This is a genomic window from Synechocystis sp. PCC 7339 (genome assembly GCF_019924095.1).
GTDB lineage: Bacteria > Cyanobacteriota > Cyanobacteriia > Cyanobacteriales > Microcystaceae > Synechocystis.
Map to the genome: position 1 here is coordinate 403,679 of NZ_CP063659.1, position 24,856 is coordinate 428,534.

Below are 24,856 nucleotides of genomic sequence, written 5' to 3' on the forward strand. Positions count from 1 at the left end.
GGTGAGGTCATGACCGCCTGGCAAAAGCTACAAAAAATTGCGCCAGCGGCGATCGGGGCCTGCTTATTTGTGCTTTCCATTGGGGCCATCCACTCGGAATTGCATCACTACGGTTGGCAAAATGTTTTGACAAGTTTCCAGGGCATTGTCAAAACCCGTTTGGCCGGAGCCTTTGCGCTCATGCTGATCAACTACATAATTTTGACTGGCTACGACACCCTGGCCATGTTTTATCTAGGGCAATCTTTACCCCTAGCCAAAACTAGCTTTGTCGGCTTTGTTAGTTACGCCATTAGTAACAGTGTGGGTCTGGCCCTCCTCAGTGGCAGTGCCATTCGTTACCGGCTCTATCAATCCTGGCAGGTTCCCGCCTCCATCATTGCCCAGGCGATCGCCTTTTGTAACCTCAGTTTTTGGGTTGGTTTGCTGACTGTGGGAGGCATAACTTTTGTGGTCGATCCCTTACAGTTGCCCACGTTTCTCCATTTACCTTTTTTATCAGTCCATCCCATCGGCTTTACTTTCCTCGCCATCATTGGGGTTTATCTGCTGGTGACAGGCAATTTGATCAAACCTTTCAAAATTGGCCGATGGCAAACTCCCAAAATTCCCTTTGCCGTATCCCTGGCCCAAATTGGTCTGACTGCAGTGGATTGGATTTTAGCCTCGGGCATTTTATACGTTCTGTTACCGGGGCACCATCACCTGAGTTTTCCTGGCTTTTTTGGCATTTACCTCCTGGCCCAGGTGGCGGGCATTATCAGTAACGTGCCGGGGGGACTGGGGGTATTTGAAACAGTGGTGCTGTTTTTGTTGACTCCCAAATATTCCTCGGTGGAGGTGCTGGGGGCATTGTTAGCCTACCGAGTGATTTATTACTGGATTCCTTTGGGCAGCGCCAGCCTAAGCTTAGGAGCATTCGAGCTTTTCCAACATCGACGGGAACGACGGCAGAAATCTGGTTCTGAGTAGTTTTTCTGCCCAATCACATATGGGGATTGATTTGTGGATAACCCAAAGGACGAATCTGTTGACTTTTTCGTTTTTCCTCTAACTGTTTCAGTTCGTCGTAGGGCACCCAATGGATGCAGTCCACCGGACAGGTGTCGATCGCCTCTTGGATTACCGCCTCATCATCCCCATTTTGGCTAAAGGCCCGGGAGCGGCCGTGTTCCTGCTCAATTGTGAAAGTATTGGGGGCTACGTGGGCACAGTTTTTGCAACCAATGCAGGTCACCTCGTCCACATAGACCCCCCTTTCCCGCAACTCCCCACCCAATTCCGGCTCCAAACCAGAACGGTCATCGAAGTTACGCCAATCTCCCCCCAACTCCGGTTCCAATCCAGAACGGCGATCGGGAGGAAAATTTAGATCAGCCATCACCATCACGCACTCCAGCGTTGCACAACCAGGCGAACCGAACCATCTTCATTTTTTTGTTGTTCCGTTACGGCAAAGCCCTGTTTAGCCGATTCACCAAGTACGGTTTCCAGAGCATAACCCTGGGTGATTTTTTGTAAAAATCCTTCCACCGATAGGGGTTGCTGCCAGTACTGCAAATCCGTCACCAGCTCATATTCCTGACCATTCCAGCTAAAGCCCAGGTCATAATCATTGCCCTGTTCGATCACCACTGCGGCCTTGGCGGTCAAACCCTGGTAGCCTCGCACCGTGGCTGGCCCTTCTTTCCAATCCAACCCCAAGTTGGTCAGGGTGGTTTTCAACACATCAAGGTTACGGATGCGGGTTTTGATATTGCTAAAGTGAGACATAGGAAGTTACAAAAAAGTTGAAAGAATCGAGTAGGCTGGTTTTTTAAACTTTCGATAAACAAAAATCACCGACTAAAGGGATTTTCAGGTTTCCCCAGGCCAACTAGAAAGGGTCTGGGACTGCTGAACCGACTGGTTCAACGGATTGATTTGGGCAAAAAACTCCGAGGTGGTCTGCTGGGTAAGCACTACCCCTAGTTCAGCCTCGATCGCCGCGGTCACTTCCTGACAAGAGCGGCCCACAATGCCGGTTACCGTTTCTTTTACTCGGCCGTCGGGGTAAATGACGAATTCCAGAGTTTCTAGATTCACGGTCAATCCTCCCATGGGTGATCAGGGTGATAGTTCACTGTCTGGGTAATGAGTGGCCGGAACTCCCCCAGTGATTAATCCTGGTTGATGGGGCCCGACAAACCAGAAGTTATTCTAGTTTTGGCCCAACTAGCCAAGAAACTGGCATAAATTGTAGCAAAAATTAACATTTCTTGGGGACGCAAACCCCTATAGAGAGCATAGGGAAAGAATGGAAACAAAGGCATGGCAAGCTCCCAAAATTTCAAAAATCAAACTCAATTACTCTTATAACCCTTACCTGGCCGAGCCCCAATAACTGAATACAGCCGAAAAATTCGCCAAAACTTCTCTCGTCGCCAGAAAACTGAGAAGACAAAATCGCTCAAACAGGATTCAGAATTTAAGTAGTTATTTTTTTATTGTATTTTCCTGTACAGAAAAGTTCTTAGTTTTATGCTGTAGTGTGAGACACACAGAAAAGTTGTCAAAAAAATCTGTATTTAAGACGATTATATGAAAAATCTTTGGATATTGCGTATTTGCTTGTCAACAAGCCCTTTTTTATTGCGTTATTTGCTCCATAGATATAACTCTCTGTGTATGACTGCTAAATTTACTCAGCCCAGAGGATACTCAGATGAAAATTACCAAGGTTCGCTTGGCGATCGCCTTTGCCGTAACAGTTTTATTTGGGCAACCGGCCTTTGCTGATACATATATCCTTTTGATGAATGGTCTGGATGAAAAAATTTCCATTAACGGCAGTGCGCCGCTTGACGGCGAAGGAGGGGGCATTTGGTCACCCCTTGACGCTACTATCATTACCTCATCTGGCAAAAAGATCGGACAGATTAAAGATATGCACCAACAGTGCCCCCAAGGAGGCTGGTTAATTCGGGGCGCAGCCACCACAACTACTGATTACTGTATCCAGTTGGGCTTTGCTGAGGTTGGTTGTCTATTGGCAATTCTCGACGAGAAAGATTCAAAATATACTATCGAAATGGAGAAAGTCCGCGGCACTGTCTGTTCCGACCAATGGTTCAATACCAAAGGTAAAACCATGTTTTTAGAAGCCTATGACCTGTACGAAAGGCAGACTAGGTTAGGGCAGGATGGGGCCAAGGCCGCCGCAGAGTTTATATCCGCTGTCAAAGGCAAATAGTAAATAAAAGGAAAAAAATCTTGTTTGCTTTTAGTTGATCAATTTCCCCAGCTCTCTTTCAGCACCAAAATTTTGTACTATGCCGATGGCTGGGATCTTTGTTGTACCAATTCAGCAGCCAGTTTAATAGCGGCTACCATGCTATCAGCCCTAGCGATACCTTGCCCTGCAATGTCAAAAGCAGTGCCATGGTCGGGGGAAGTACGGACAAAGGGTAAGCCAATAGTGGTGTTAATAGCTTGATCAAACGCTAGCAGTTTAACGGGAATTAAGCCTTGGTCGTGGTACAAAGCCAAGTAAGCATCGGATGCCGTCGTTTGGGCATCGGTTAACCAAGCTTTTCCCGGACTGACCCACATGGTATCCGGGGGAATGGGGCCGATTAATTTGGCCTGGGGATGTTTTTTTCTAGCTTGCTCCAACCAGGGAATCAACCAATTTTGTTCTTCCTCGCCCAATTTGCCCTCTTCACCGCTGTGGGGATTTAATCCGGCGATCGCCACTGACGGTGCAGTAATGCCAAAGTCCTGGGCTAAGCAAGTTAACAATAAATCCAGTTTGCTGTCCATCAACTCCGGGGTCAACGCCGATGGTACAGCTTTCAAGGGAATATGGGTGGTGGCTAGCAGGGTGCGTAAAGTCCAACCGGTAAAGGGCGATCGCCCGACAAATGCCATGCCAAAGCGTTCTACCCCAGCACGGCTGGCTAAAACTTCCGTTTGCCCTGGGTAATTATGGCCAGCGGCCTGCCAAGCGGATTTGGCGATCGGGGCAGTGACAATGCCGGCAAATTCCCCGGCTAAAGTTCTGGCGATCGCTTCATTCAAATAAGCAAAACTGATGGCCCCACTAACTGCATCACCCCGGCCCACCCTGACTTTTGCTAGGTCGGGATGATCCACGTCGAGTAAATTAATCCTTTCCGGATCGGCTAAGTTTAAATCCGGATTTTTGGCCAACAGTTGCCCGTGGGTTTGGGCCAACACAGAATGGGAACCAATCACCGTCAACTGGCAAATTTCGGCTAACTCGGCTTCAGCTAGGGCTTTGAGCACCACCTCAGGACCAATGCCAGCCGGATCCCCCAAAGTCAAAATTAAACGGGGCAAACTCATACAATCCATACTCAATCAGGTTTAAGAGGATATTCCTATGGGATAATGAACCACCGACAACAAAGATTTTTTCATCCCAAATTATTCATCCCCCATTGAGGAATTAACTATGACCGCGGAAAGCATGTTGGCCAATGGCGCCTTTATCATGATTGGCTTGACCTTGTTAGGACTGGCCTGGGGCTTTGTCATTATCAAACTCCAAGGTAGCGAAGAATAGAAATTCCTGGGCCAAGGCGGTTTGATCCCTCCTGGTTTGGGAAAAAAATATTGAAGTGATACTGATACCAGGACGATTAACTGTCCATTGTGCCATTGCCTAGTGTGAATTTTACCTATCAGTGCCAAGCCCGGTGTTCCCATAGCCAAGCCCGGGCTGGAATTTTTCAAACACCCCATGGGCCGGTGGAAACTCCCCGTTTTATGCCCGTGGGTACCTTAGCTACAGTTAAAGGCATTACCCCTGCCCAGCTAGCCGATACCCAAGCTCAAATGGTGTTGGCCAACACCTACCATCTCCATCTCCAACCAGGGGAAAAGATCATTGCCGCCGCTGGGGGAGTACACAAATTTATGGGCTGGCCGGGCCCCATGCTGACGGATTCCGGTGGGTTTCAAGTTTTTAGCCTCAGTCAATTACGCACCATCGATGAACGGGGGGTCACATTTAGATCGCCAAGGGATGGCCGCCTGATTGATATGACTCCAGAAAATTCCATTCGCATCCAAAATGCTTTGGGCGCCGACGTGATTATGGCCTTTGATGAGTGTCCCCCTGGCCAAGGCGATCGCCTGATGGTGGAACAAGCTACAGCCCGCACTTACCGCTGGCTAGAAAGGTGTATTGAAGCCCACCAAAGACCCCAGGATCAAGCCCTGTTTGCCATCGTCCAGGGAGGCACCTTTTTAGACCTGCGTTCCCAAGCAGCGGAACAACTCATTGCTTTGGATTTACCCGGTTACGCCATTGGCGGAGTAAGCGTAGGGGAAGCACCAGCCCTGATTGACAAAGTGGTGCAACACACTGCCCCATTATTACCAGCCCATAAACCCCGTTATTTGATGGGGGTGGGCACCTACCGGGAAATGGCCAGGGCAATTTTTGCGGGCATTGATTTGTTTGATTGTGTCATTCCTACCCGTTTTGGTCGCCACGGCACAGCATTGGTACAGGGGCAACGGTGGAACTTAAAAAATGCTACTTTCCGTGAAGATCATCGCCCCTTGGATGAAACGTGCCCTTGCTATACCTGCCAAACTTTTTCCCGGGCTTACCTAAACCATTTGATCCGCTCCAGGGAGATGTTGGGGTACATTCTGCTTTCTTTGCACAATATTACGGAATTAATTCGCTTCACCCAAAGCATCCGCCAAGCAATTTTAAATGATACTTTTACCCAAGATTTTGCCCATTGGTTAACCCCACCAGAGTAGATCGATAGATTTAGGGAAATTTAGGCGATCGCAAATCCAGTGTGGGGACGTACTGACGGCTCATGGAAACCCAAAACAATGACTTCTTTAGGAATACCATTGGCAACTAGTTCATTGGCAATGCCGTCCTCAGTTCCATCACGTTGTACCCAATAAACCTTCAATGGTGGAAATCGTAACCAGATCCATAATACCAAGCTTCTAGACGGCGTTTTTGTTCAAAGCTAGGATTAGTAAATAGAATATTTTTACCCAGGGGATAGGCTATGCTATGCACCGCTAAGTTGGTATAATGACCGAGCCATTCTAGCAAAGCTGGTAGGCCAATTTGAGGCAATAAAGGTAACACGATGAACGGATTTACCCTCGGCAAAGTTTGGGTTAGACCAGACCATTGGATTACATCTTGCAAAAAAGGTTCCATTACTTCTTGTCCTTGCCGCTCCATAACAGCAAAAACTGCATTCATTAAGTGATTAATTTGATCTGGATCTGATTTTTGCCCGACTTTAACCCCCATGGTTTGTTGAAATAACCAAGTAACCCCAATATTAGGTTGATAGGGTTGCAAAAGAGCTAGATCTGCCGCAGTCAAATAGTCCCCGGCCAAGGCTTCCCCAATGCTGTTAGTTAATCGTTGTAAATGGCGTACCATACCGCCGAAACCACCAAAGCTAACGGGGGATTGACTGCCGGCACTGTCTCCCACTGCTAGCATCCGATCCCAAGGAAAATGTAAGGGGCTAGATTTATAGGCCGGGAAAAAACCAGATAAAAACCGTTGCCATTGCAGTTGGTCTAGATTAACTCTTTGATAACTGGGCAATAGGCGAAAATATTCCTGAAAAAGAAATTCTAAACTGATGCGGTCTGGATGCACATCTACATAGGTAAATAAATAGGTGGTGCGGCCATCCCGAGCAGGAAAAGCTTCCCAAAAGTATTGACAATTGTTGGCAATTTCCGTGGTGGTAGCAATTAAATCTCCAGTGCTGTTATCAGAATAACCCTGGGCGCAACTACCGACAACGAGGCAAACTCCATCGGGGATTTCCCCTTGTCGAGCCTGATTTACCAAAGGAGAACCGTGGCCCATGGCATCAATGAGCAAACGGCTGGTGAGTTTTTCTTCGACTTGATTTTCTCCATTATGCTGATAATGAATAGCAACTCCATCGGGGTGAATAGTTGCTTTCTGAAAGGCACTATGCTCTAACAATTTACCTCCGGCTTGGAGGAATTTTTGCTTAAGTTTTTCTAGTAAATAAACTGGGTCTACACCCACATTTAAAACATTTTCTACCCAAAATTCCTGCCCGCCATGGAAGGCAATGCGACCGGGATTATACTCACTGGCGATCGCCGTTTCCAATTCTTCTGAGGTAAGTAGGTTTAATTCGACAAAAGTTTGTAACTCCTGGCGAGAAATGTTCCATTCCTGGGCACGGCCCTGTAATTTTCCCCGTTCTAGGACAGCAATGCGCCAACCATTGGTTTGTAAACTGGCAGCTAGTAAAATCCCCAGGGTACCTCCGCAAATTACTGCGTCAAAATTCGTTTCCCCCAAGTTGGCGTTAACTTTTTGGGCTACTTCGGCAATGGGCGGTAAATTTCCCTGACATAGGGCCTGCCAACGCCGATCTAAACGTCGTAGATAACCCAGGGCATCCCCTGGCACAGAATTAAGTTTAGATTCCACAAAAGCTGTGGGCGTAGTTACATAGTTCATCTAATCAATTTTTTAGTTAAATTTCCTGAGCAAAAGTTATGATGCGTTCGTATAGTTGGGAGCTAACCCGAAATCCTGTTTGATTGATCAAACTGTCAATAATTGGTTTCACTTGCGGGATAAGATTTATTTGTTTGGCAACAAGTAAAACTCCCAAAATTCCGACTATTGACAACCCTAAGCGAGTGGTTTCCCTTCTCCCCAAGCGATCGTCCATTAGTAGATCATCAGCCTGTAAATCAAGGGCCAGGGCTATGGCATGGGCTTCTCCATAATCAAGTCCCCGTTCCCTTTGTAGTTGTTCAGCTAATTGATAGCTAGGAGGACTAGGCAAGCGGGTCTGAATCCAATCTAATTGGAGAATTAAGGAAATTTTGGGATTAGTGGCGACGGCGATTTCACTGGCAACAGCTTCTGGAATAACTACACTTTTATAAGTTGCTTGTAATAACCAAAAATGATCCACAACAGCAAGATTAGCAATGGCCGAGGTGTCACTAACAACAATCATAGCCAACTGCGACTTTGCAGATGCTGAATGTCCTGTTCAAATTCCTCCACATCGTAATGAATACAAATTCCCCGATCTGATAGGAGTTTTTGAAATTCCATAATTCCCATGGAGGAAATTTTACTGGCACGACTCAGGGAAATTTGTTCTTGTTCAAATAGGGCAATGGCAATTTCCCGAAGCCAATCATTCTGATCGAAGTTTCCTACCTGACTTAGGTGATCCGGTAGGTTTAAAGTGATTTGCATTGGACTACCATCAACCACTACCCTTTGATTCTACTGTTATGCCGTTGCCATAGCCACGATCGCCAAGAGGGTATTGATCAGGTAAAAGGAGCCCACAATCTGGGTTTCAGTCCAGCCGCTTAGTTCTAAATGGTGGTGGATGGGGGCCATTTTCAACAGCCTTTTGCCTACCCCGTCGGGTCCTTTGGTGGCTTTGTAGTAACCTACTTGGGCAATGACAGAGAGGGATTCCGCCAGGAAGATGCCACTGATCAATAGCAGTCCCCAGAGATTGCCGGTCATGATGCCCACCGCCGCTAAACTCCCCCCCAGGGCTAAAGACCCCGTATCCCCCATAAATACCCGAGCAGGATTATGGTTATGGTGCACGAAACCAATACAGCCACCGGCCATGGCGCAGCAGAAAAAGGCCAACGCCGGATTGTCCTTCACCACCAATAAACCCAACCCCACAAAGGCGATCGCCCCGGTGCCGGCGGCTAAACCATCCACTCCATCGGTCAAATTAGTGGCATTGCTTTCCGCCACTAGGGCAAAGGTTGCCACTAACCAAAAAAGGAAGCTCAGGGGTAAGACAAATTGCATAATGCGAATGTTGGTGATGTCCGTTGGCCCATAAAAAAATAGCCAAGCGCAAAAAATAACGGCGATCGCCACCTGTAAAAATAATTTCTGTTTAGGGGTTAAACCTTTATTAGATTTGTATTTTAAAATTTGCCAGTCATCCACCCAACCGATCGCCATATAACCCAAAGTTACTAAGCCCACCACCATGACATCGGCGTTAAACTGAGTGCCCACCACGGCGATCGCCACCGCCACGGGCACAAAAAAAATCCCTCCCATGGTAGGAGTACCCGCCTTTTTAAGATGACTTTGGGGGCCGTCGGACTGGATCACTTGGCTTGCTTTCAGATTTATCAACATTGGTACCACCGCCATACCAATTAAGGCCGTGACCAAGGCCGTAAAACCCAAGGCAATCAGTAATTTCCCATTGCCTAACCAAGGCAGACCCGCCCAGCTACTCAACAGGGCCATCAGGGCTAAAGCCAAGGCCCAGAGCAAGATTAGCAAAGTTTTACCGCTGGGATTTTTCCAACTGGGAAGGGACGAAGATTTTGCGTTGGCCATAGTCAAAAAATTAGTTCAGGGGTTGATCAATGACGTTTTCTCCATCAGACTAGCATCAAGGTTGCTGGCCTTTGGCTGTCGATTTTGCTGACAGATTGTAAGTATCAAGAACCATGCCCTTAATTACCAAACTAAAAAAATATCGACGCAAATATCAACGCTTCTTCTGGCTCGGTTGTGTTGTTTTAGCCCTACTACTGATCATTCCCCATCCTAGCCAAGCTCAGTTTGTGATGCCCCAAGGCTTTAGCACCCAGGGTGATTATCAACCCCCCGGAGTTTCCCGTTATGGCCCCATTGAAGTGGCCCCGGTACGATCGCCCGTTGATAACAGTTTTTTGTTTGATGTGGCATCTCCCACCGTGTATAACCGCCAAGAGAATACCAGCGAGGTCCCCGTAGAGCAGAGAGCCCAGGACATTGAAAGCAAACTGGAATTGGCTATTTTCACACGGGACATGAATCCCGACGATCTAAGGGTAGAAACATCTCGGCTTAACAATGTTGTGGTGGTTACTGTTAGCAATGATGATTATCCCCTCCCCCTGGTGCTGGCCTCCGTTACGGAAAATGATGCCGATTTCAACGGGCAACCTATCGATGTTTTAGCAGAGCAATGGCGGGAAAAACTGGATAAAGAAATTCGTCGGGGCCAGGCCAGCACTACCCCAGAAGCCTTACAGCAATCTTTTACTAAAGCTTTCCAAATATTTGCAGTGCTTATGGTGGCAACGGTCATCATTGGCGGCATTAAATATCTAATTTCTCGTTATCATCAAAGGCTTCTCAAGCGGAAACAGGCGATCGCCGCTGAAAAACAAGCGGAGTCGGAGAGCTTGGCTAACCATGATCCAGACCCCATAGAAGTTAGCTATACTACCCCGGAAGTGCTAGGGGAACAACAACGGCTCTTTTGGCAAAGATTACCCCAAATACTTAGTATCGACCGCAAAATTGGTTTTTGGAAGTTTGTCCAGTGGCTATTATTTTGGGTGATTATCCTCGGTTGGTACTTTGGCTTATTTGCCATCTTCCGGGAAATTCCCGGCCTAGCCACCCTCAGTGGCGCAATTTTAGGCAGGCCCCTGCAATTACTACTGCTATGGTTTTTCATCGGCTTAGTCATCCGCATCAGCCATCGCATCATCGAACTGTTAAAAAACAATTGGCAGAATAATAATACTGCTGGACTGAATAAATTTATCAATCTAGGGGATAACCAACGGCGAGATCTGCGCATTTCTACCATCGCTGGAGCTATCAAAGGCATGGTGACCGTGGTGATTACCGCCAGCGGCCTGTTAACAGCCCTAACCATCCTGGGAATTCCCACCGGTTCTGTAGTGGCGATCGGGGGGTTATTGGCCTTGGCCGTTTCCTTTGGTGCCCAGAGCTTGGTGAAGGATTTGGTAGATGGATTTTTGGTGTTAGCAGAAGATCAGTATGCCATCGGGGATGTAATTGACGTGGGCTTCGCCGCCGGAGGGGTGGAAAACTTAAACTTGCGGGTGACCCAGTTACGGAGTGCCGGAGGAGAATTGGTCACCATCCCCAACAGTGCCATCACCCAGGTTAAAAATCTGACCCGCTCTTGGTCTCGCGCTAATTTAAGCGTGAATGTGGCCTATGACACTGACCCAGCAAAGGCTATTAATGTCCTGCGCCAGGTGGGGGAAGACCTGTATAATGACCCAGAATGGCACGACAAAATGCTGGCAGTTCCCGATGTGTTGGGCATTGATAGTCTTACCCATGAGGGCATGACCATCACCATCTGGATTCAAACCGCCCCTGCCCAACAGTGGTCTGTGGGCCGAGAATTGCGTTTCCGGGTACGTCAGGCCCTGACGGAAAATAATATCGAAATCGGTGTTCCCAGGCAGATTTACACCACTAATGGGGCCGCCAATCCTCTCGTTAGTGCTCTTGAATCCAGTGCGGAAAGTTAGTGTTCGCGGGATTTAGACCTCTCCTAGGTAGATGCCCAACGATTTGGCCGTTTTAACCATAAAGCCATCCTTGTCCACCGGGAAAGCACAACGGTTTTCCTGGTGACATTTTTTAATGATGCCGATAATGGGTTGCAAATCAGTGTGCTCCACTTGACCATTGCGCCAAATCACCACTTGGTCATAAATCCCCTGTTCAATCAACTCCACTGCCTTGATGCCAAACACCGTGGCCAACAGGCGATCGAAAGATAGAGGTGTGCCACTCCGTTGTAAATGGCCCAGGGTGGTAGCTCGAATATCCAAATCGGTCAAATCACAAAAACTAGGATCTTTAATTTCACACAGATGCTGGCTAGTTTGACTAATTTTTTCCGTTAGATAGTCAGCAATATACTTATTCTTTTGTTCATTTTGATCATGGACACCTTCGGAAATAACAATAAGGGCAAAATGGCGGCCAGATTGACGCAAATTCACCAGTTGGTCACAGCAACCACGGATAACTTCTGGAGTTAGGCAGGGGGTAATTTCAGGAATTAAAATAATATCAGCTCCACCGGCAATACCCGCATGGAGAGTTAAATGCCCCGCATCCCTTCCCATCACCTGGACAATGATAATGCGTTCATGGCTAGCGGCGGTGAAAGTGAGGTCGTATAAAGCTTGGGTAACAATGTCCACTGCAGTACTAAATCCCACTGCCAAATCGGTAAAAGGCACATCGTTATCAATGGTTTTAGGAATGGCAATAATATGCCAATTTCCCTTGGTAGCTAAGTCGTAAATAATATCTAAACTGCCATCGCCACCAACAACAATGAGCGCTTCAAGGTCAAGCATGGCATAACCTTTAAGAATGGCAGCGGCGATCACAGGTTGTTCTGGGTGCCCTTTACTCAAGGAACCTAAAACGCTACCACTGAGAAATTGCAACACGTCCAAACCTTTGAGCATTCCAGGCAAAGCATAGCCATGTTTGGTTAACAGTAAATCCTCTGCTTGGTATTTTCCGTGGGCGACTTCAACAAAACCATCGGTGCCATAGGGAATGCCATACACTTCCCACCCCTTGAGAGCTGAGGCCTTAACCACTGATCGAATAATGGCATTGAGGCCAGGACAATCACCGCCACTAGTTAAAATTCCAATACGTTTTGTGCCCATACCAAACCCCCTTAATTTATCCGTAATTTAAGTTCTTCAATGGCTGATCCATGGTCAAAATCAAGCTCAAATCTATCGGCAATCACTGATCCGGCAGTCTATTAACCAACGGGTTCAAGGGGATCAAGGGCTTTCCAAATGGGGGCATAGGTCTGCAGAGCTTTGACATATTGGACTCGCTCAAAGGCAGTGGGATCGGGGCAATTAAGTTGACTCATACTGCCTTGCATTTGCCGCACCGATTCATATTCGTGCTCTTCCATCCAATGGGCTAAACTATTTTCTAAAGTGTGGATATAGCCAATGCCGTGCCGCAGTAGGGCACTGACCAATTGGGTAACTTTTGCCCCGGCCATTAACACCTTGACCAAATCCACTGTGTGTAAAATCCCACTGGTAGCAGCCAAGTCGCAGTCAATGCGCCCATATAAAATTGCTAACCAATGCAAGGGAAGGCGCATGCTTTGGGGGGTACTGAGCAGAATATGGGGATAAACTTCGAGGCTTTCTAGGTCAAAATCTGGCTGGTAAAAACGGTTGAAAAAAACTAGTCCATCAGCGCCATGATCGGCAAATTTTTTCGCCATATAGGCCATATTGCTAAAGAAGGGAGCAATTTTGACTGCAACGGGAATTTTAACTTCAGCTCTGACAGTTTTTACGATGTCAAGATAATTCTTTTCCACTTCTGTACCAGGTACATCTAGATCTGTAGGTACGTAGTAAATATTGAGTTCAATGGCGTCAGCCCCAGCCCCCTCTATTTGTTGGGAATAGTCTAACCATCCTCCTAAGGTAGAGCCATTTAAGCTACCAATAATGGGAATATCTAAACTCTCTTTGGCTAGGCGAATATGGTTGAGATATTCTTCGGAACCAACATGAAAAACCTGAGGTTCAGGAAAATAGGTTAAAGCTTCAGCAAAACTATTCGTCCCGTGGGTTAAGTGATGATGCATTTCCAATCTTTCTTGCCGTAATTGCTCTTCAAAGAAGGAGTGGAGCACGATCGCCGCAGCGCCACTATCCTCCATTTTTTTGAGATTGTCTAGGTCTTCTGTCAATGGGGCACAGGAGCCGACCATGAGGGGAGATTTCAGATTCAAGCCGAGGTACTGTGTAGTGAGATCCATGGCATTTAGTCGATTTTAGGTTAATGGAAGAAAATAGACAGGGGAATTATGGAATTATTAGATGAGGGAATTAATTCTAGCCTCTTGTCACTCGTAATATTGCGGAAAGAATCCATCTGGCAGAAAGGTTCGATCAAGAATCTCATCCATGAAAAATGGATTAATTTCTGGCAAAGTGTTTAAAGAAACTCCAGTTTCAGTAGCTATCATTTTGCGGGCATGGCTATAGACTTTATTTAAGTTTTTACATAAATGTTGCTTTAAATTAGGACTCCTTAAAAAACATTGATAGATTCTATTTCTACTTTGATCGATCATTATCCTCCAACTATTCGACCAAGTTTCTGGTTGGTATTTCCATTTAAGGAGGTGAATCAAAATAATCACGCAGTTTTCCCTGACAATACCTTGCTCTATGTGACTTAATGATTGAATTTTTTAGGCTAGATTTTCAAAATCAAGTTGCTCCCAGTTGTCGTCTTTTAAAAGATTGGCAGTAGTTTCTAGCCAAAGATAAAAATCTTGTTCATAAAGGGCTTTCGTCTGAATTTGAGTAACCATAAGCTTATCCTCATAATTGTTATTCAACTGATAGGGGAACAGGTAAAGTTATTTCCTCCTAATACCGATTCTAAACATATTTAGGAATTGCCTCCGGAGACGAGGCAACACTATGGCTTTTACCGTTACTTTCCCCACCCAGAGAGCGTTTCGCCAGATATTCGTACATGGCCCAGCGAGTGTTCACATCCCCTTGAGCTAACTTCATTAGACGTTTGGCCTCCTCCGGTTGACTACGGGTGAGCATGGCAAAGCGATTTTCTGAGTACACCGTTTTATCAATGGGGATTTTCGGCGATCGCATATCCAGTTGCAGGGGATTTTTGCCTTGATCTGTCAACAAGGGGTTGTAGCGGTAGAGTAACCAACGGCCACTGTCCACCAGTTCTTTTTGATGATTCATGGCGGTGGTCATGTTGATGCCATGGGCAATGCAGTGAGAGTAGGCAATGATTAGGGAAACACCGGGATAGGCTTCAGCTTCAATAAAGGCTTTGATGGATTGTTCATTTTTAGCCCCCATGGCAATGCTGGCCACATAGACGTTGCCGTAGGTCATGGCCATCAAGCCCAGATCTTTTTTGGGAGAGGGTTTACCTCCGGCGGCGAATTTAGCTACAGCGGCCCGGGGGGTGGCCTTTGAGGCTTGGCCCCCAGTGTTGGAATAAACTTCCGTGTCCATTACCAGGATGTTGACATTGCGACCACTGGCCAGCACATGATCTAAACCGCCGTAACCAATGTCGTAGGCCCAGCCGTCTCCACCGATGATCCAAACGCTTTTCTTAACCAGATAATCCACCACGGAAAGAAACATTTTTGCTTGGGGAGTTTCCAGATTTTGTAAGCGGTTCTTAACCTGTTCTATCCATTGTCGTTGCTCGCAAATGTCGGCTTCGGTGGTTTGCTGATTTTCTAAAATTTCCGTTACTAGGGTTTCCCCCAATTCTTCAGTAAAGGTTGTGAGTAATTCCCCGGCAAATTCGGTCTGCTTATCGATCGCCACTCGGAAACCAAGGCCAAATTCGGCATTATCTTCAAATAGGGAATTGGACCAGGCCGGGCCCCGACCGTCGGCATTTTGGGCCCAGGGGGTAGTGGGTAAATTACCGCCATAGATGGAAGAACAACCGGTGGCATTGGCCACCAACATCCGATCGCCAAATAATTGACTAACAAGTTTGAGATAGGGGGTTTCTCCACAACCGGCACAGGCTCCGGAAAATTCAAATAAGGGCTCCTGCATTTGCTGATGGCTGATTTTGTTGAGGTTTAACCCTAGGCGATCGGGATTAGGTAAGTTTAAGAAGAAATCCCAGTTGGTTCGTTCCTGTTCCCGCAGAGGTAGCTGGGGCTCCATATTGATGGCCCTCAACCGAGGTTGGGATTTATTTTTAGCAGGGCAGACATCGACGCAAATGCCGCAACCGGTGCAATCTTCCGCCGCCACTTGAATGGTGAATTTAGACCCTTGCCAATCGTGGTCTTTGGCGTTAGTGGATTTGAAGCTCACCGGAGCGTTAGCCAATTCTTGTTCGTTGTAAACCTTGGCCCGAATCACTGCATGGGGGCAAACAATGACACATTTACCGCACTGCACACAAACATCGGGATCCCAAACAGGAATTTCCTGGCCCACGTTGCGTTTTTCCCATTGGGTGGTGCCGGTGGGGTAGGTACCATCACAGGGCAAAGCGCTAACGGGTAAATCGTCCCCTTGGCGGGCCATGATTTTGCCCAATACTTCCCGCACAAACACGGGGGCGTTATCAGGAACCACGGGCTGCATAGCAACAGCGTCCTCACTGACGACATCGGGAATAAGTACTTCATAGAGATAGGCTAAGGTGGCATCCACCGCTTTAATGTTCATTTCCACAATCTCTTGACCCTTTTTGCCGTAGGTTTTTTGGATCGATTGCTTAATTTTGGCGATCGCCTCTTCCCGAGGTAAAACCCCTGCGAGGGCGAAAAAACAGGTTTGCATCACTGTATTAGTGCGGCGGCCCATGCCTGCATCCCTGGCCACCTCGTTGGCGTTAATGGTGTAAACCTTGAGATTTTTGTCAATAATTTCCTGCTGCACCTTGCGGGGGAATTGGGGCCAAATTTCCTCGGGGCCGTAGGGACTGTTCACTAGAAATACCCCGCCATCAACGGCTGGTTCCAGCACCTCAAACTGTTCTAAAAATTCCCACTGGTGACAGGCGACAAAATTGGCTTGGCTAATTAAATAGGTGGAAAGAATCGGTTTGGGGCCAAAGCGGAGGTGAGAAACGGTCACCGAACCGGATTTTTTCGAGTCGTAAACAAAGTAGCCCTGGGCGTAATTATCCGTATCTTCTCCAATGATTTTGATCGAGTTTTTATTGGCTCCCACGGTGCCATCGGAACCCAAGCCGTAGAAGATGGCCCGCACCACCGAGTCCGCTTCAGTGGAAAAATTGGGATCATAGTCAATGCTGGTGTGGCTGAGGTCGTCGTTAATACCCACGGTGAAATGGTTTTTCGGCTCAGCCTGTTGCAGATGATCCAATACCCCTTTAACCATGGCCGGGGTAAATTCCTTGGAGGATAGGCCATAACGTCCACCGATAATTTTCGGCATCATGCCCGCTTCAAAAAAGGCTGTCAGCACATCCTGATAGAGAGGTTCCCCAATGCTCCCCGGTTCCTTACACCGATCCAGCACAGCAATTTTCTGGACGGTTTTAGGTAGAGATTTAACCAGTCGATCGCCAGCAAAGGGACGATAGAGCCGTACTTTCAGCAGACCGACCTTTTCCCCCTGGGCAGTGAGAAAATCTACCGTTTCCTGGGCCGTTTCCGCACCGGAACCCATTAGTACCATCACCTTTTCCGCCTCTGGATGACCAAAATATTCGTAGGGAGAATAATGACGGCCGGTTAACTGGCCAAACTCTGCCATCACCCGTTCCAGCACTGCGGGATAAACGTCATAGAAGGGATTTACCGTTTCCCTGGCTTGGAAATAGACATCGGGATTTTGAGCTGTCCCCCGCAACTTCGGGCGATCGGGAGTCAAAGCCCGTTCCCGGTGGGCCACCACATCTTCATCTTTAATCAAACTACGGAGAACGGATTCCGGTAATAACTCAATTTTTTGTTCTTCGTGGGAAGTGCGGAAACCATCAAAAAAATGAAGTCCCGGTATCCTGGTGGCAAAACTTGTCGCCGTGGCAATCAGAGCCATATCCTGGGCTTCCTGCACAGAATTGGAGTTTAATAACGCAAACCCAGTGTTACGGGCCGCCATCACATCACTGTGATCACCAAAAATGGATAAACCCTGAGCTGCTAAAGAACGGGCTGCCACATGCAACACCATGGCCGTTAATTCGCCGGCAATTTTGTGCATATTGGGCAACATCAACATCAAGCCCTGGGAAGCGGTGAAAGTAGTGGTCAAAGCCCCTGACTGCAAAGCACCATGTACTGTCCCAGCTGCTCCCCCCTCACTCTGCATCTCCACCACCAAGGGTACAGTTTTCCAGAGGTTGGGACGATGTTCAGAAGCCCAAGCATCCGCCCATTCCCCCATGGGAGAAGAGGGAGTGATGGGATAAATAGCAATGACTTCGCTCAACTGATAGGCCACCCGGGCCACCGCTTCATTACCATCGAGGGTTGCATAGGTAGGTAAACTCATAAACGAATCGTCCTCAAAGGATTTAGCAAGGGCAAACAATACCAAAAATGTGGAAAAGGGCAGTTGATTTTTCTAGCTGGGGGGATACTGCCGAACAATTATAGAAATCGAAAAAATTACTAAAAATAGCTACGGGTCAGCGGAGATTTAACAACCTTAGAGTTGTTTTTGTTGATATTGATGGAACTAAATTTCCCAAAAGCTTGGCTGAGAAATGAAGCTATGGATTGAGCAATTACCAATGGTGTTGGAGCATGACGTTCTCTCTGGGGCTTAGTTTTATCTTGAACCCAAAATCAGAAAATGGAACAATTTCTTATTGTTTGTTAACGAGATGAAATACTGTGAAGTTTTGTAATTGATCCGTGTCAGGAAAAAGATTTTGCCTTAACTATTGTTGGAATTGTCATGACAGCGGCAATATTAACCTGATTGTTGAGAGGGCCCAGGTCTAATAGCTGATCAAATTTCAGCAATTTTCCAAAAAATTAGTCCTAATAAGTGAAGTTGTTTAAAGGATCCCTGTCCTGCAAATTTTCCCTCTATCACGGGCGATGTCGAACTGCCCCTACTCACTGGCGATCGCCGTTTAGCCATTCCTGCTCGCCTGGAAATAGTTAATAGTTACGAACAAGCAAAATAATGACAGGGCAGACAATATTAGTTTAAAAGTTCTATTAAAATAAATTCTCTCTGTATCCACTTCACCAAATCAAATCTAAATCCAAGATAAACATTGGCAAAACATTTTCCCCTGATAAATTGCTGGGATTCTCGACTATTTCTACCCCTTGACCCTGACAATAAATTTCTACTTCCCTACTTTGTCGATTAATCAGCCAACCCAAACGCGTGCCGTTTTCCAAATATTCCTGCATCTTTTCCTGTAGGGGCTTTAAATTGTCACTTGGCGATCGTAGTTCAATCACAAAATCAGGACAAAGGGGCACAAATCCTTGTTTTTCTTCCGGTGTTAATGCTGTCCATTTTTCTAGGGGAATCCACGCCGCATCAGGGGACTTATCCGCGCCATTGGGAAGTTTAAAGCCCGTAGAGGAATCAAAAACCTTACCAAGCTGATACTGTTTATTCCAGTGTCTTAATTGATAATTAATTTCAGAATTCTTTTCGCCAGTTTCTCCGCCAGTAGGGGGCATAATGATTAAATCTCCCTGATAAGTTCTCTCAAATCGCAAATCACTGTTGTTTTGACAAAGTTGATAAAACTGCTGGTCGGATAATTTTAAAGAATCCATTTTAATCTTGAGCGGATTCATAGTTGTTCTCCCAATCATCGGGGGGCAGGCATTGGCTTCTAGTTTAACATTGAAATTTTAGCGATGTTGTGTTTTCTTAAGATTTGATAGTTTTAATGCAACATCAATTTTTCACATAACAATACAAAAATATTTAGAAATTTCCATCAAACCATTCCTGATCAACCGGGTTGCAATAACATCAGTCGGCGGGGCTCCAAGCACACAGGCCAAGGCTGGGGACGATGACGCAACATTTCCCATTTTTCTTTGAATACTTCCGCCTGGAGATGGTAATCATCTCCATGGAGGGGCGGCTTGCTCAACTTGAGATAGACAGTCATGCGGTGGGGAGTTTCACTGGTCCACACCACCCAGCCAGGAAAGGTATTGATTGGGGAATGATCTTGATCAAAGCGGTCTAAAAATTTAATTTGATGGGCCCGAATGCCAATGTGGGTCTGGGAAGAAGAAACCGGTTCCATGATGTGCAGTGTGCATTGCCAATCCAAGGCCCAGACAGTGTAGCGATCAATAGGCTGAATGGATGAATAGTTTTTACAGTCAGTCAGTTGGGCAATGGCCACAGTCCCAGGGCGATCGAAAATGGCTTGCTTATCCCCCGTTGCCACCAGTTTGCCTTGATTAAGCACGAGTAGCTTCTGACAAAGTCGATAGGCTTCTTCCAAGTTATGGCTGACAAACAGGGTAAACCCCTGGTAGCTGACAAGAGTTTTCAATAGTTGCTTTTCCAATTCATGACGCAAATGGGTATCTAGGGCAGAAAAAGGTTCATCCAATAACAGTATGTCTGGATTGGGAGCCAAGGCCCTGGCCAGGGCAACTCGCTGTTGCTGACCACCGGATAGTTGATGGGGATAAAGATCGCCCATTTTTTCTAAATTTACTAAAGTCAATTGTTCGTTAACCCGGAGCGATCGCCGTGGGGCGGGGAGGTGTCGTAACCCAAAGGCAATATTCTCGGCCACGGTCAGATGGGGAAATAGAGCGTAGTTTTGCAACACTAAGCCAACTTTCCGTTCATGGCTAGGCACATTGATATTCCGTTGTGAATCAAACAGGGTGCGACCGTTCAGGACAATTCTTCCTTGGGTCGGGGTTTCTACCCCTGCCAGGCAGCGGAGTGTCATGCTTTTGCCGGAGCCCGATGCCCCCAACAATCCCACTGTTTCCCCCTGGGCACTAAAGGCCACATCCAGGGTAAATTGGGCCAATTGTTTTTGTAGTTTGACCTCAATCCCTGGGGCATTTTTTCGTTGCTCTGGATGACAAAAAGGAAGGCTGTGTCCTGGTTCCAATTGGGTCACAGTCAGCGCCCCGATGGATAGATGTGCTGATGGAGAGGAGGCGATCGCCGGGGAGTATCTACCCCGAACTTTAGCTTGATAGTAACTTTGCCAGATATTGGCGGCCACAATACCGGACAGGGAAAGGGACAAAATAACACTGACCCATAGCCACGCTTCCCCCATGGCCCCTGCCTCCGTGGCAAAGTAAATCGCCATTGGGATAGTTTGGGTTTGGCCGCGAATATTGCCCGCCAACATCAGGGTGGCCCCAAATTCCCCTAGGGAACGGGCAAAGGCCAGGGTTGTACCAGCTACAATGCCGGGGATGGAAAGGGGCAGTAAAACCCGCCAAAAAATGTACCTTTTGGAAGCCCCCAGGGTTTGGGCAACTTGCAAGAGATGGCGATCGACCTGCTCAAATGCTCCCAAGGCGGTTTTGTACATGAGGGGAAAAGAGACCACCGTTGCCGTTACCACTGCGGCATACCAGGTGAATACAATGGTAAAACCCAACTCGGCGGTTAGTTTTCCCACTGGGCCATTTTTTCCAAACAATAGCAACAATAAAAAGCCGACCACCGTGGGGGGCAGGATTAAAGGGGCGATGAAAATGCTCTCTATCACCGATTTCCAAGGACTCTGGGTGCCCAGCATCCAATAGGCCGCCGCAATGCCAAGGATAAACGTGGCGATCGTGGCCAAGCCTGCGGTTTTGAGGGAAATCCAGAGGGGAGTCAGTTCGATGGCTATCAAGGGGATATGTAGGACGGATTGGAGGGGCAGACAAATTATTGACCAGGGCCGAAACCATATTGAATAAAAACTTCCTGGGCCGCTGGACTGGCCAGAAATTCGGCATAGGTGCGGGCCGCCTCTGGGTGGGCACTAGCCATAATCAAGGCGATCGGATAAACAATGGGAGCGTGTAAATGCTTGGGGGCGATAGCTACCGTCCTCACCCGGTTTGAAATTTGGGCATCGGTGACATAAACAACCCCGGCATCGGCATTACCACTTTCAACGGCACTGAACACACTCCGCACAGAGTTGCCATAGACAAATTTAGGCTGTAACTGCGGCAATATCCCTAGGTTAAGAAATACTTCTTCTGCGTATTGACCAGCCGGCACACTGCGGGGCTCTCCCATCGCAATACGCCTAATTGAGGCATCAGTCAGTTGCTCAAATGCCTTAATATTCAGGGTGGAATCCTGGGGAACAATCAAGGCCAAACGATTGCTGAGTAAATTACGACGGCTATCCTTATCAATTAAACTTTTGGCTTGCAACCGATCCATTTGTTTGGATGCGGCGGAAATAAATAGGTCAACGTCGGCTCCCTGTTCAATTTGCTGTTGCAGTGTGCTGGAAGCGGCAAAATTATAATCCACCCTAATGTTTGGATGGGTCGATTCAAACACGGGATCCAATGCTGCAATGGCATTCTGTAAACTGGCCGCCGCCGACACGGTTAGGGTAATGGGTTCCGTTTTTAGAGTAGCGGAAGTTTCCGGAGTGGGGAACGACGGGTAAAGCCGAGAAGCACTGGATGCTGTTAGTAAAGCAACCAAAGCCAGTAGCCCAAAATAGTTTTTTCTTGTTTGTCTCACTTCCTTTTTGAACTTAATAGCTTAAAAATTAAAATGTCTTTTAAAAGCAAATAAATTATTATGATTTCTTGCTTTTTATCCTACATGAAATAAATACAGATAAGCTTAGATGATTTTATCCCAGAGTTCTACCCGTAAAGGCTGGAGGGCATTGTCCAACTCCGGGGCAAGGATGGGGGAAGGCAACATAAACGGAAACCAAGTTACCAGGGCAAGATTTTCCGTCACTTGATAGAAATCGCTGGGGTTAGGGCCGTCAATGTGCCTTGAGTTGACCCCAAAACCTAATCTCTGGCGACGGTACTGGAGTATGGGGGCGTAATTCGTCAACCAAGTGTAAAATTCTGGGGCCTGTTGTAGGGAGCCCAGGGTTTGTTGCAGTAACGGTTCTGGCATGGGGGTTCCATTGACCTGTAACCAAGCTTGATTGATTAACTCCCCAGCCCGGGCGGGGTTTTGCCAAGCTTGCACCACCTGGGCAGCGACGTTGCCTAAGGCAGGGAGATATTCCTCTAGTTGGGCCGGATCTCTGCTTAATCCCACCACGGCCTGGGCCTGGCGATCGCCAAATTGATTTAACTCTGCTTCTGCTTGGGGAAATTGTCCCAACCACCAATGGATCCCCCCCTGGATTTGCCCCAATAGCTTTTGGTAATCCCCATCATCACCATGGTCTTGCCGTAGTTGACTGAGGGTGGACTGGATTTTTGCCATCAATGGTGGGTACAGCAGGGCAAAGTTGGGATTGCGCCAGAGGGGATTGGTGATAAATAGAGGATCCCGCAGACATTCCAAACTAAAAGCTTCTATCGCCAAGTCTAACTTTTGTTGCACTAACAGACTCAGCCCCAGACCATAGAAAACCCCCCGTTTGGCGGGCACCAATTGGCTGGCAGTGGCAAAGGATTGACTAGCTTGGGGGGGGTCTTGTCCCAGGGCTAACCATCCCAAATTGTTATGGATAAATTCCTGGTGGGGGGAAGCTTCAATACTCCGCTCAAATGCGTCGATCGCCCTATTGATCAATTCTTCCCGTTCCCCGGCATCGGCAGTGGTCAAAGCAATGTTGCCCAAATTCCAACCCAACTGGGTGGGGTAATAGGCTTCCCAGGGAGCGAGATTTTCTGCTTGGGTGAGGTATTGGGTGAATGCCGGCACCTTTTCCGCCGCCAAAGCCCGAAAAGCCACTTCCGATAATTGCCAAGCCCGCAAAATCGGAAATAACCACATGGCGACCACCAATAGTAAGGTAATGCCGGCAAAGAATACAGGGCGAGCGAAACGATTGGGTTTTGGTATTACTGGATCGGCAGAGTAAAGCTGTAGTAAACAGGCAAAATAAATAATAATAATACCGCTGATACAAACATTGTCTAATTGATAATCTGTCCAACTGGTTATCCCATAGGCTAGCAGGGCACTAGTGAGAGTCCAAATAAGAATTTTTACTGTGGCTGAATCAACATTATTGTCCTTGGTAATGATTAAATTTTTGCTCGTTAAACTGCGAACTAACTGCCACACTAAACCAATGGTAAACAGTGAGGGAATTAATATGCCCCAAACTCCCAATTCCGCAAATAATTGGGCTGGGGTGGAATGGAGCTGGTAAATAAATTCCGATTCCCGCCCGGCCCATACCGGTCGATAAAGTTGATATTGTAGGGGTACATTACCCAAACCAATACCAGTCCAAGGGTGGGCTGAACCCATGCGCCAACCAATTTCAGAATTAATTAAACGATAGGCAAACTGTCCCGCCCCTTGCCCCTCCATAATGCCAGTGAAACTGGTCAGTAAACGGTCGTTAGTACCAATAAAAATCCCCACCACGGCGATCGCCATACTGCTTAGACCCAACCACCAAAGCCAAGGCAACCTGCGCAGTAAACCAACGCCAATAATAGCTAGTAGTAATAGGGCTGCTAAACCTAACAGGCCACCCCGGGAGCTAGTGGTGTAAAAATCGATTAAACCCAGTGCTAAAGCCATGGCCCAAAACCAGCGTTTTTTGCCTTGATTGAGCCAAATTAAAACACTTAGCAGGGGCAAAATTAACACCAAGTAACCCGCCACGTAATTTTGGTGACCAATGGGGGCCCAATTTTGTAATTCCAATACCCCAAAGCTAAAGGTTTTAGTGAGGCCCATTTCTTTGGCGATCGCCGCCGATTGCCAGAAAGGAATTAGGGTTTGGGTAAACCAAAGTAAGAGGCTAATGATAATAAAAGCAAAGCCGACATAGCCCTGCAAAGTTAATAGTTTTTTGATAGTTACTAGGGGTTGGGGTTGAATTTTTAGCCAACCTCGTAGTCCATACAAACCAGCCCAAAAAGCTAATAGCGTCCAGCTATACCAATGAGACTGGGCGGGAAATTGGGCCGTTATGCTCCCCACCGCTACGGAGATCGCCAATACCAACAGCAACCAGTCGAACCCCAGTCCGAGGAAAATTAAGCGTTTATTTAGTCCGATTTGCCACAAACACCACAGCACAGTCAACCAGAGCCAAGTCTGCCAAACAAAGACCCAGGGCCAACTCACCAACAAACTATTGCCATTGGGCAACAGGGTAAATAACCCATAAAGTAATGCCATCAATAGCCCCAACAATCGTCCTGGGTTACTAAAAGGGGGAGTGGATGAAGGGGGACTAACAGGAGTGGAAGGGGAATCGGCGGCCATGCGGGGCAATACTCACAGGAAAACACTTTTCCATTTTGCCCTCTTCTCAGAAAAAAACCGCCCCGGAGGACGGTAATCAGATTTTCGTGTGTGAGGAGGAAATCGCGTCGAG

21 protein-coding genes and 1 pseudogene are annotated in these 24,856 nt (G+C 47.2%); 5 read left to right on the forward strand and 17 right to left on the reverse strand.

Annotated features, from left to right (window positions below):
• Positions 1–9 precede the first annotated feature (9 nt).
• A complete protein-coding gene (locus IQE94_RS01830; RefSeq protein ID WP_212715777.1) occupies positions 10–972 on the forward strand; it encodes a lysylphosphatidylglycerol synthase domain-containing protein in 963 nt (320 codons plus the stop codon).
• Positions 973–985: 13 nt separating this feature from the next.
• Here IQE94_RS01830 and IQE94_RS01835 read toward each other — a convergent pair whose 3' ends face one another.
• From IQE94_RS01835 to IQE94_RS01845, 3 genes are all read right to left on the reverse strand, one after another.
• Positions 986–1,387, reverse strand: a complete 402-nt coding sequence (locus IQE94_RS01835; RefSeq protein ID WP_194020620.1) for a ferredoxin — start codon at positions 1,385–1,387, stop codon at positions 986–988.
• On the reverse strand, positions 1,387–1,773 hold the full coding sequence (locus IQE94_RS01840) for a DUF1257 domain-containing protein (protein WP_212715779.1): 387 nt from the start codon (positions 1,771–1,773) through the stop codon (positions 1,387–1,389). Before IQE94_RS01840 ends, IQE94_RS01835 begins: the two co-directional genes overlap by 1 nt.
• Before the next feature lie 84 nt (positions 1,774–1,857).
• Positions 1,858–2,100: a DUF2997 domain-containing protein gene (locus IQE94_RS01845; RefSeq protein WP_212715780.1), complete on the reverse strand. Its 243-nt coding sequence runs from the start codon at positions 2,098–2,100 to the stop codon at positions 1,858–1,860.
• A 604-nt stretch (positions 2,101–2,704) separates the two neighbouring features.
• On the opposite strand from IQE94_RS01845, the gene IQE94_RS01850 reads away from it, so the two are divergent.
• The gene (locus IQE94_RS01850) at positions 2,705–3,232 is read left to right on the forward strand and encodes a hypothetical protein (protein ID WP_223342594.1); all 528 of its coding nucleotides are present in this window, start codon (positions 2,705–2,707) and stop codon (positions 3,230–3,232) included.
• A gap of 77 nt (positions 3,233–3,309) precedes the next feature.
• Here IQE94_RS01850 and pdxA read toward each other — a convergent pair whose 3' ends face one another.
• Positions 3,310–4,356: a 4-hydroxythreonine-4-phosphate dehydrogenase PdxA gene (gene pdxA / locus IQE94_RS01855; RefSeq protein ID WP_223342595.1), complete on the reverse strand. Its 1,047-nt coding sequence runs from the start codon at positions 4,354–4,356 to the stop codon at positions 3,310–3,312.
• Positions 4,357–4,456: 100 nt separating this feature from the next.
• Between pdxA and IQE94_RS01860 the strand changes: the two genes are divergently transcribed.
• Together IQE94_RS01860 and tgt are read left to right on the forward strand one after the other, a co-directional pair.
• Positions 4,457–4,567 (forward strand): PetM family cytochrome b6-f complex subunit 7, encoded by a 111-nt coding sequence (locus IQE94_RS01860; RefSeq protein WP_010873987.1) that lies wholly within the window; start codon positions 4,457–4,459, stop codon positions 4,565–4,567.
• A gap of 89 nt (positions 4,568–4,656) precedes the next feature.
• Positions 4,657–5,781: a tRNA guanosine(34) transglycosylase Tgt gene (gene tgt, locus IQE94_RS01865; RefSeq protein ID WP_194017022.1), complete on the forward strand. Its 1,125-nt coding sequence runs from the start codon at positions 4,657–4,659 to the stop codon at positions 5,779–5,781.
• A 20-nt stretch (positions 5,782–5,801) separates the two neighbouring features.
• Here tgt and IQE94_RS01870 read toward each other — a convergent pair whose 3' ends face one another.
• From IQE94_RS01870 to mraY, 5 genes are read right to left on the reverse strand one after another with little or no spacing between them, the layout of a single operon-like run.
• Positions 5,802–5,945 carry an element excision factor XisI family protein gene (locus IQE94_RS01870; RefSeq protein WP_249213848.1) on the reverse strand — a complete coding sequence of 48 codons (144 nt, stop codon included), beginning with the start codon at positions 5,943–5,945 and terminating at the stop codon, positions 5,802–5,804.
• Positions 5,942–7,510, reverse strand: a complete 1,569-nt coding sequence (locus IQE94_RS01875; protein ID WP_223342596.1) for an FAD-binding oxidoreductase — start codon at positions 7,508–7,510, stop codon at positions 5,942–5,944. The genes IQE94_RS01870 and IQE94_RS01875 overlap by 4 nt, the downstream gene beginning before the upstream one ends.
• Positions 7,511–7,526: 16 nt before the next feature.
• Entirely contained in the window at positions 7,527–8,021 is a 495-nt protein-coding gene (locus tag IQE94_RS01880) for a DUF3368 domain-containing protein (RefSeq protein WP_223342597.1), read from the reverse strand.
• Positions 8,018–8,287 (reverse strand): UPF0175 family protein, encoded by a 270-nt coding sequence (locus IQE94_RS01885; RefSeq protein ID WP_212715787.1) that lies wholly within the window; start codon positions 8,285–8,287, stop codon positions 8,018–8,020. Before IQE94_RS01885 ends, IQE94_RS01880 begins: the two co-directional genes overlap by 4 nt.
• Positions 8,288–8,305: 18 nt before the next feature.
• The gene (gene mraY / locus IQE94_RS01890; protein ID WP_223342598.1) at positions 8,306–9,403 is read right to left on the reverse strand and encodes a phospho-N-acetylmuramoyl-pentapeptide-transferase; all 1,098 of its coding nucleotides are present in this window, start codon (positions 9,401–9,403) and stop codon (positions 8,306–8,308) included.
• Between the two features lie 113 nt (positions 9,404–9,516).
• On the opposite strand from mraY, the gene IQE94_RS01895 reads away from it, so the two are divergent.
• A complete protein-coding gene (locus IQE94_RS01895) occupies positions 9,517–11,352 on the forward strand; it encodes a mechanosensitive ion channel family protein (protein ID WP_223342599.1) in 1,836 nt (611 codons plus the stop codon).
• 12 nt (positions 11,353–11,364) lie between these two features.
• Here the strand turns inward: IQE94_RS01895 and IQE94_RS01900 are convergent, their stop codons facing one another.
• The 8 genes and pseudogenes from IQE94_RS01900 to IQE94_RS01935 form a co-directional block, all read right to left on the reverse strand.
• Positions 11,365–12,519: an ATP-dependent 6-phosphofructokinase gene (locus IQE94_RS01900; RefSeq protein WP_223342600.1), complete on the reverse strand. Its 1,155-nt coding sequence runs from the start codon at positions 12,517–12,519 to the stop codon at positions 11,365–11,367.
• Between the two features lie 101 nt (positions 12,520–12,620).
• A complete protein-coding gene (locus tag IQE94_RS01905; protein ID WP_212715791.1) occupies positions 12,621–13,652 on the reverse strand; it encodes a dihydroorotate dehydrogenase-like protein in 1,032 nt (343 codons plus the stop codon).
• An 87-nt stretch (positions 13,653–13,739) separates the two neighbouring features.
• Positions 13,740–14,213, reverse strand: a pseudogene (locus IQE94_RS01910) (DUF29 domain-containing protein).
• Between the two features lie 70 nt (positions 14,214–14,283).
• Positions 14,284–17,883: a pyruvate:ferredoxin (flavodoxin) oxidoreductase gene (gene nifJ / locus IQE94_RS01915; protein WP_223342601.1), complete on the reverse strand. Its 3,600-nt coding sequence runs from the start codon at positions 17,881–17,883 to the stop codon at positions 14,284–14,286.
• Positions 17,884–18,587: 704 nt separating this feature from the next.
• A complete protein-coding gene (locus IQE94_RS01920) occupies positions 18,588–19,178 on the reverse strand; it encodes a Uma2 family endonuclease (RefSeq protein ID WP_370630497.1) in 591 nt (196 codons plus the stop codon).
• A gap of 143 nt (positions 19,179–19,321) precedes the next feature.
• Complete coding sequence (gene modB / locus IQE94_RS01925) at positions 19,322–21,199, reverse strand: molybdate ABC transporter permease subunit (protein ID WP_223343187.1); 1,878 nt, start codon at positions 21,197–21,199, stop codon at positions 19,322–19,324.
• Between the two features lie 38 nt (positions 21,200–21,237).
• On the reverse strand, positions 21,238–22,020 hold the full coding sequence (gene modA, locus IQE94_RS01930) for a molybdate ABC transporter substrate-binding protein (protein ID WP_223342603.1): 783 nt from the start codon (positions 22,018–22,020) through the stop codon (positions 21,238–21,240).
• Positions 22,021–22,164: 144 nt separating this feature from the next.
• On the reverse strand, positions 22,165–24,744 hold the full coding sequence (locus tag IQE94_RS01935) for an O-antigen ligase family protein (RefSeq protein ID WP_223342604.1): 2,580 nt from the start codon (positions 24,742–24,744) through the stop codon (positions 22,165–22,167).
• Positions 24,745–24,856: the final 112 nt, after the last annotated feature.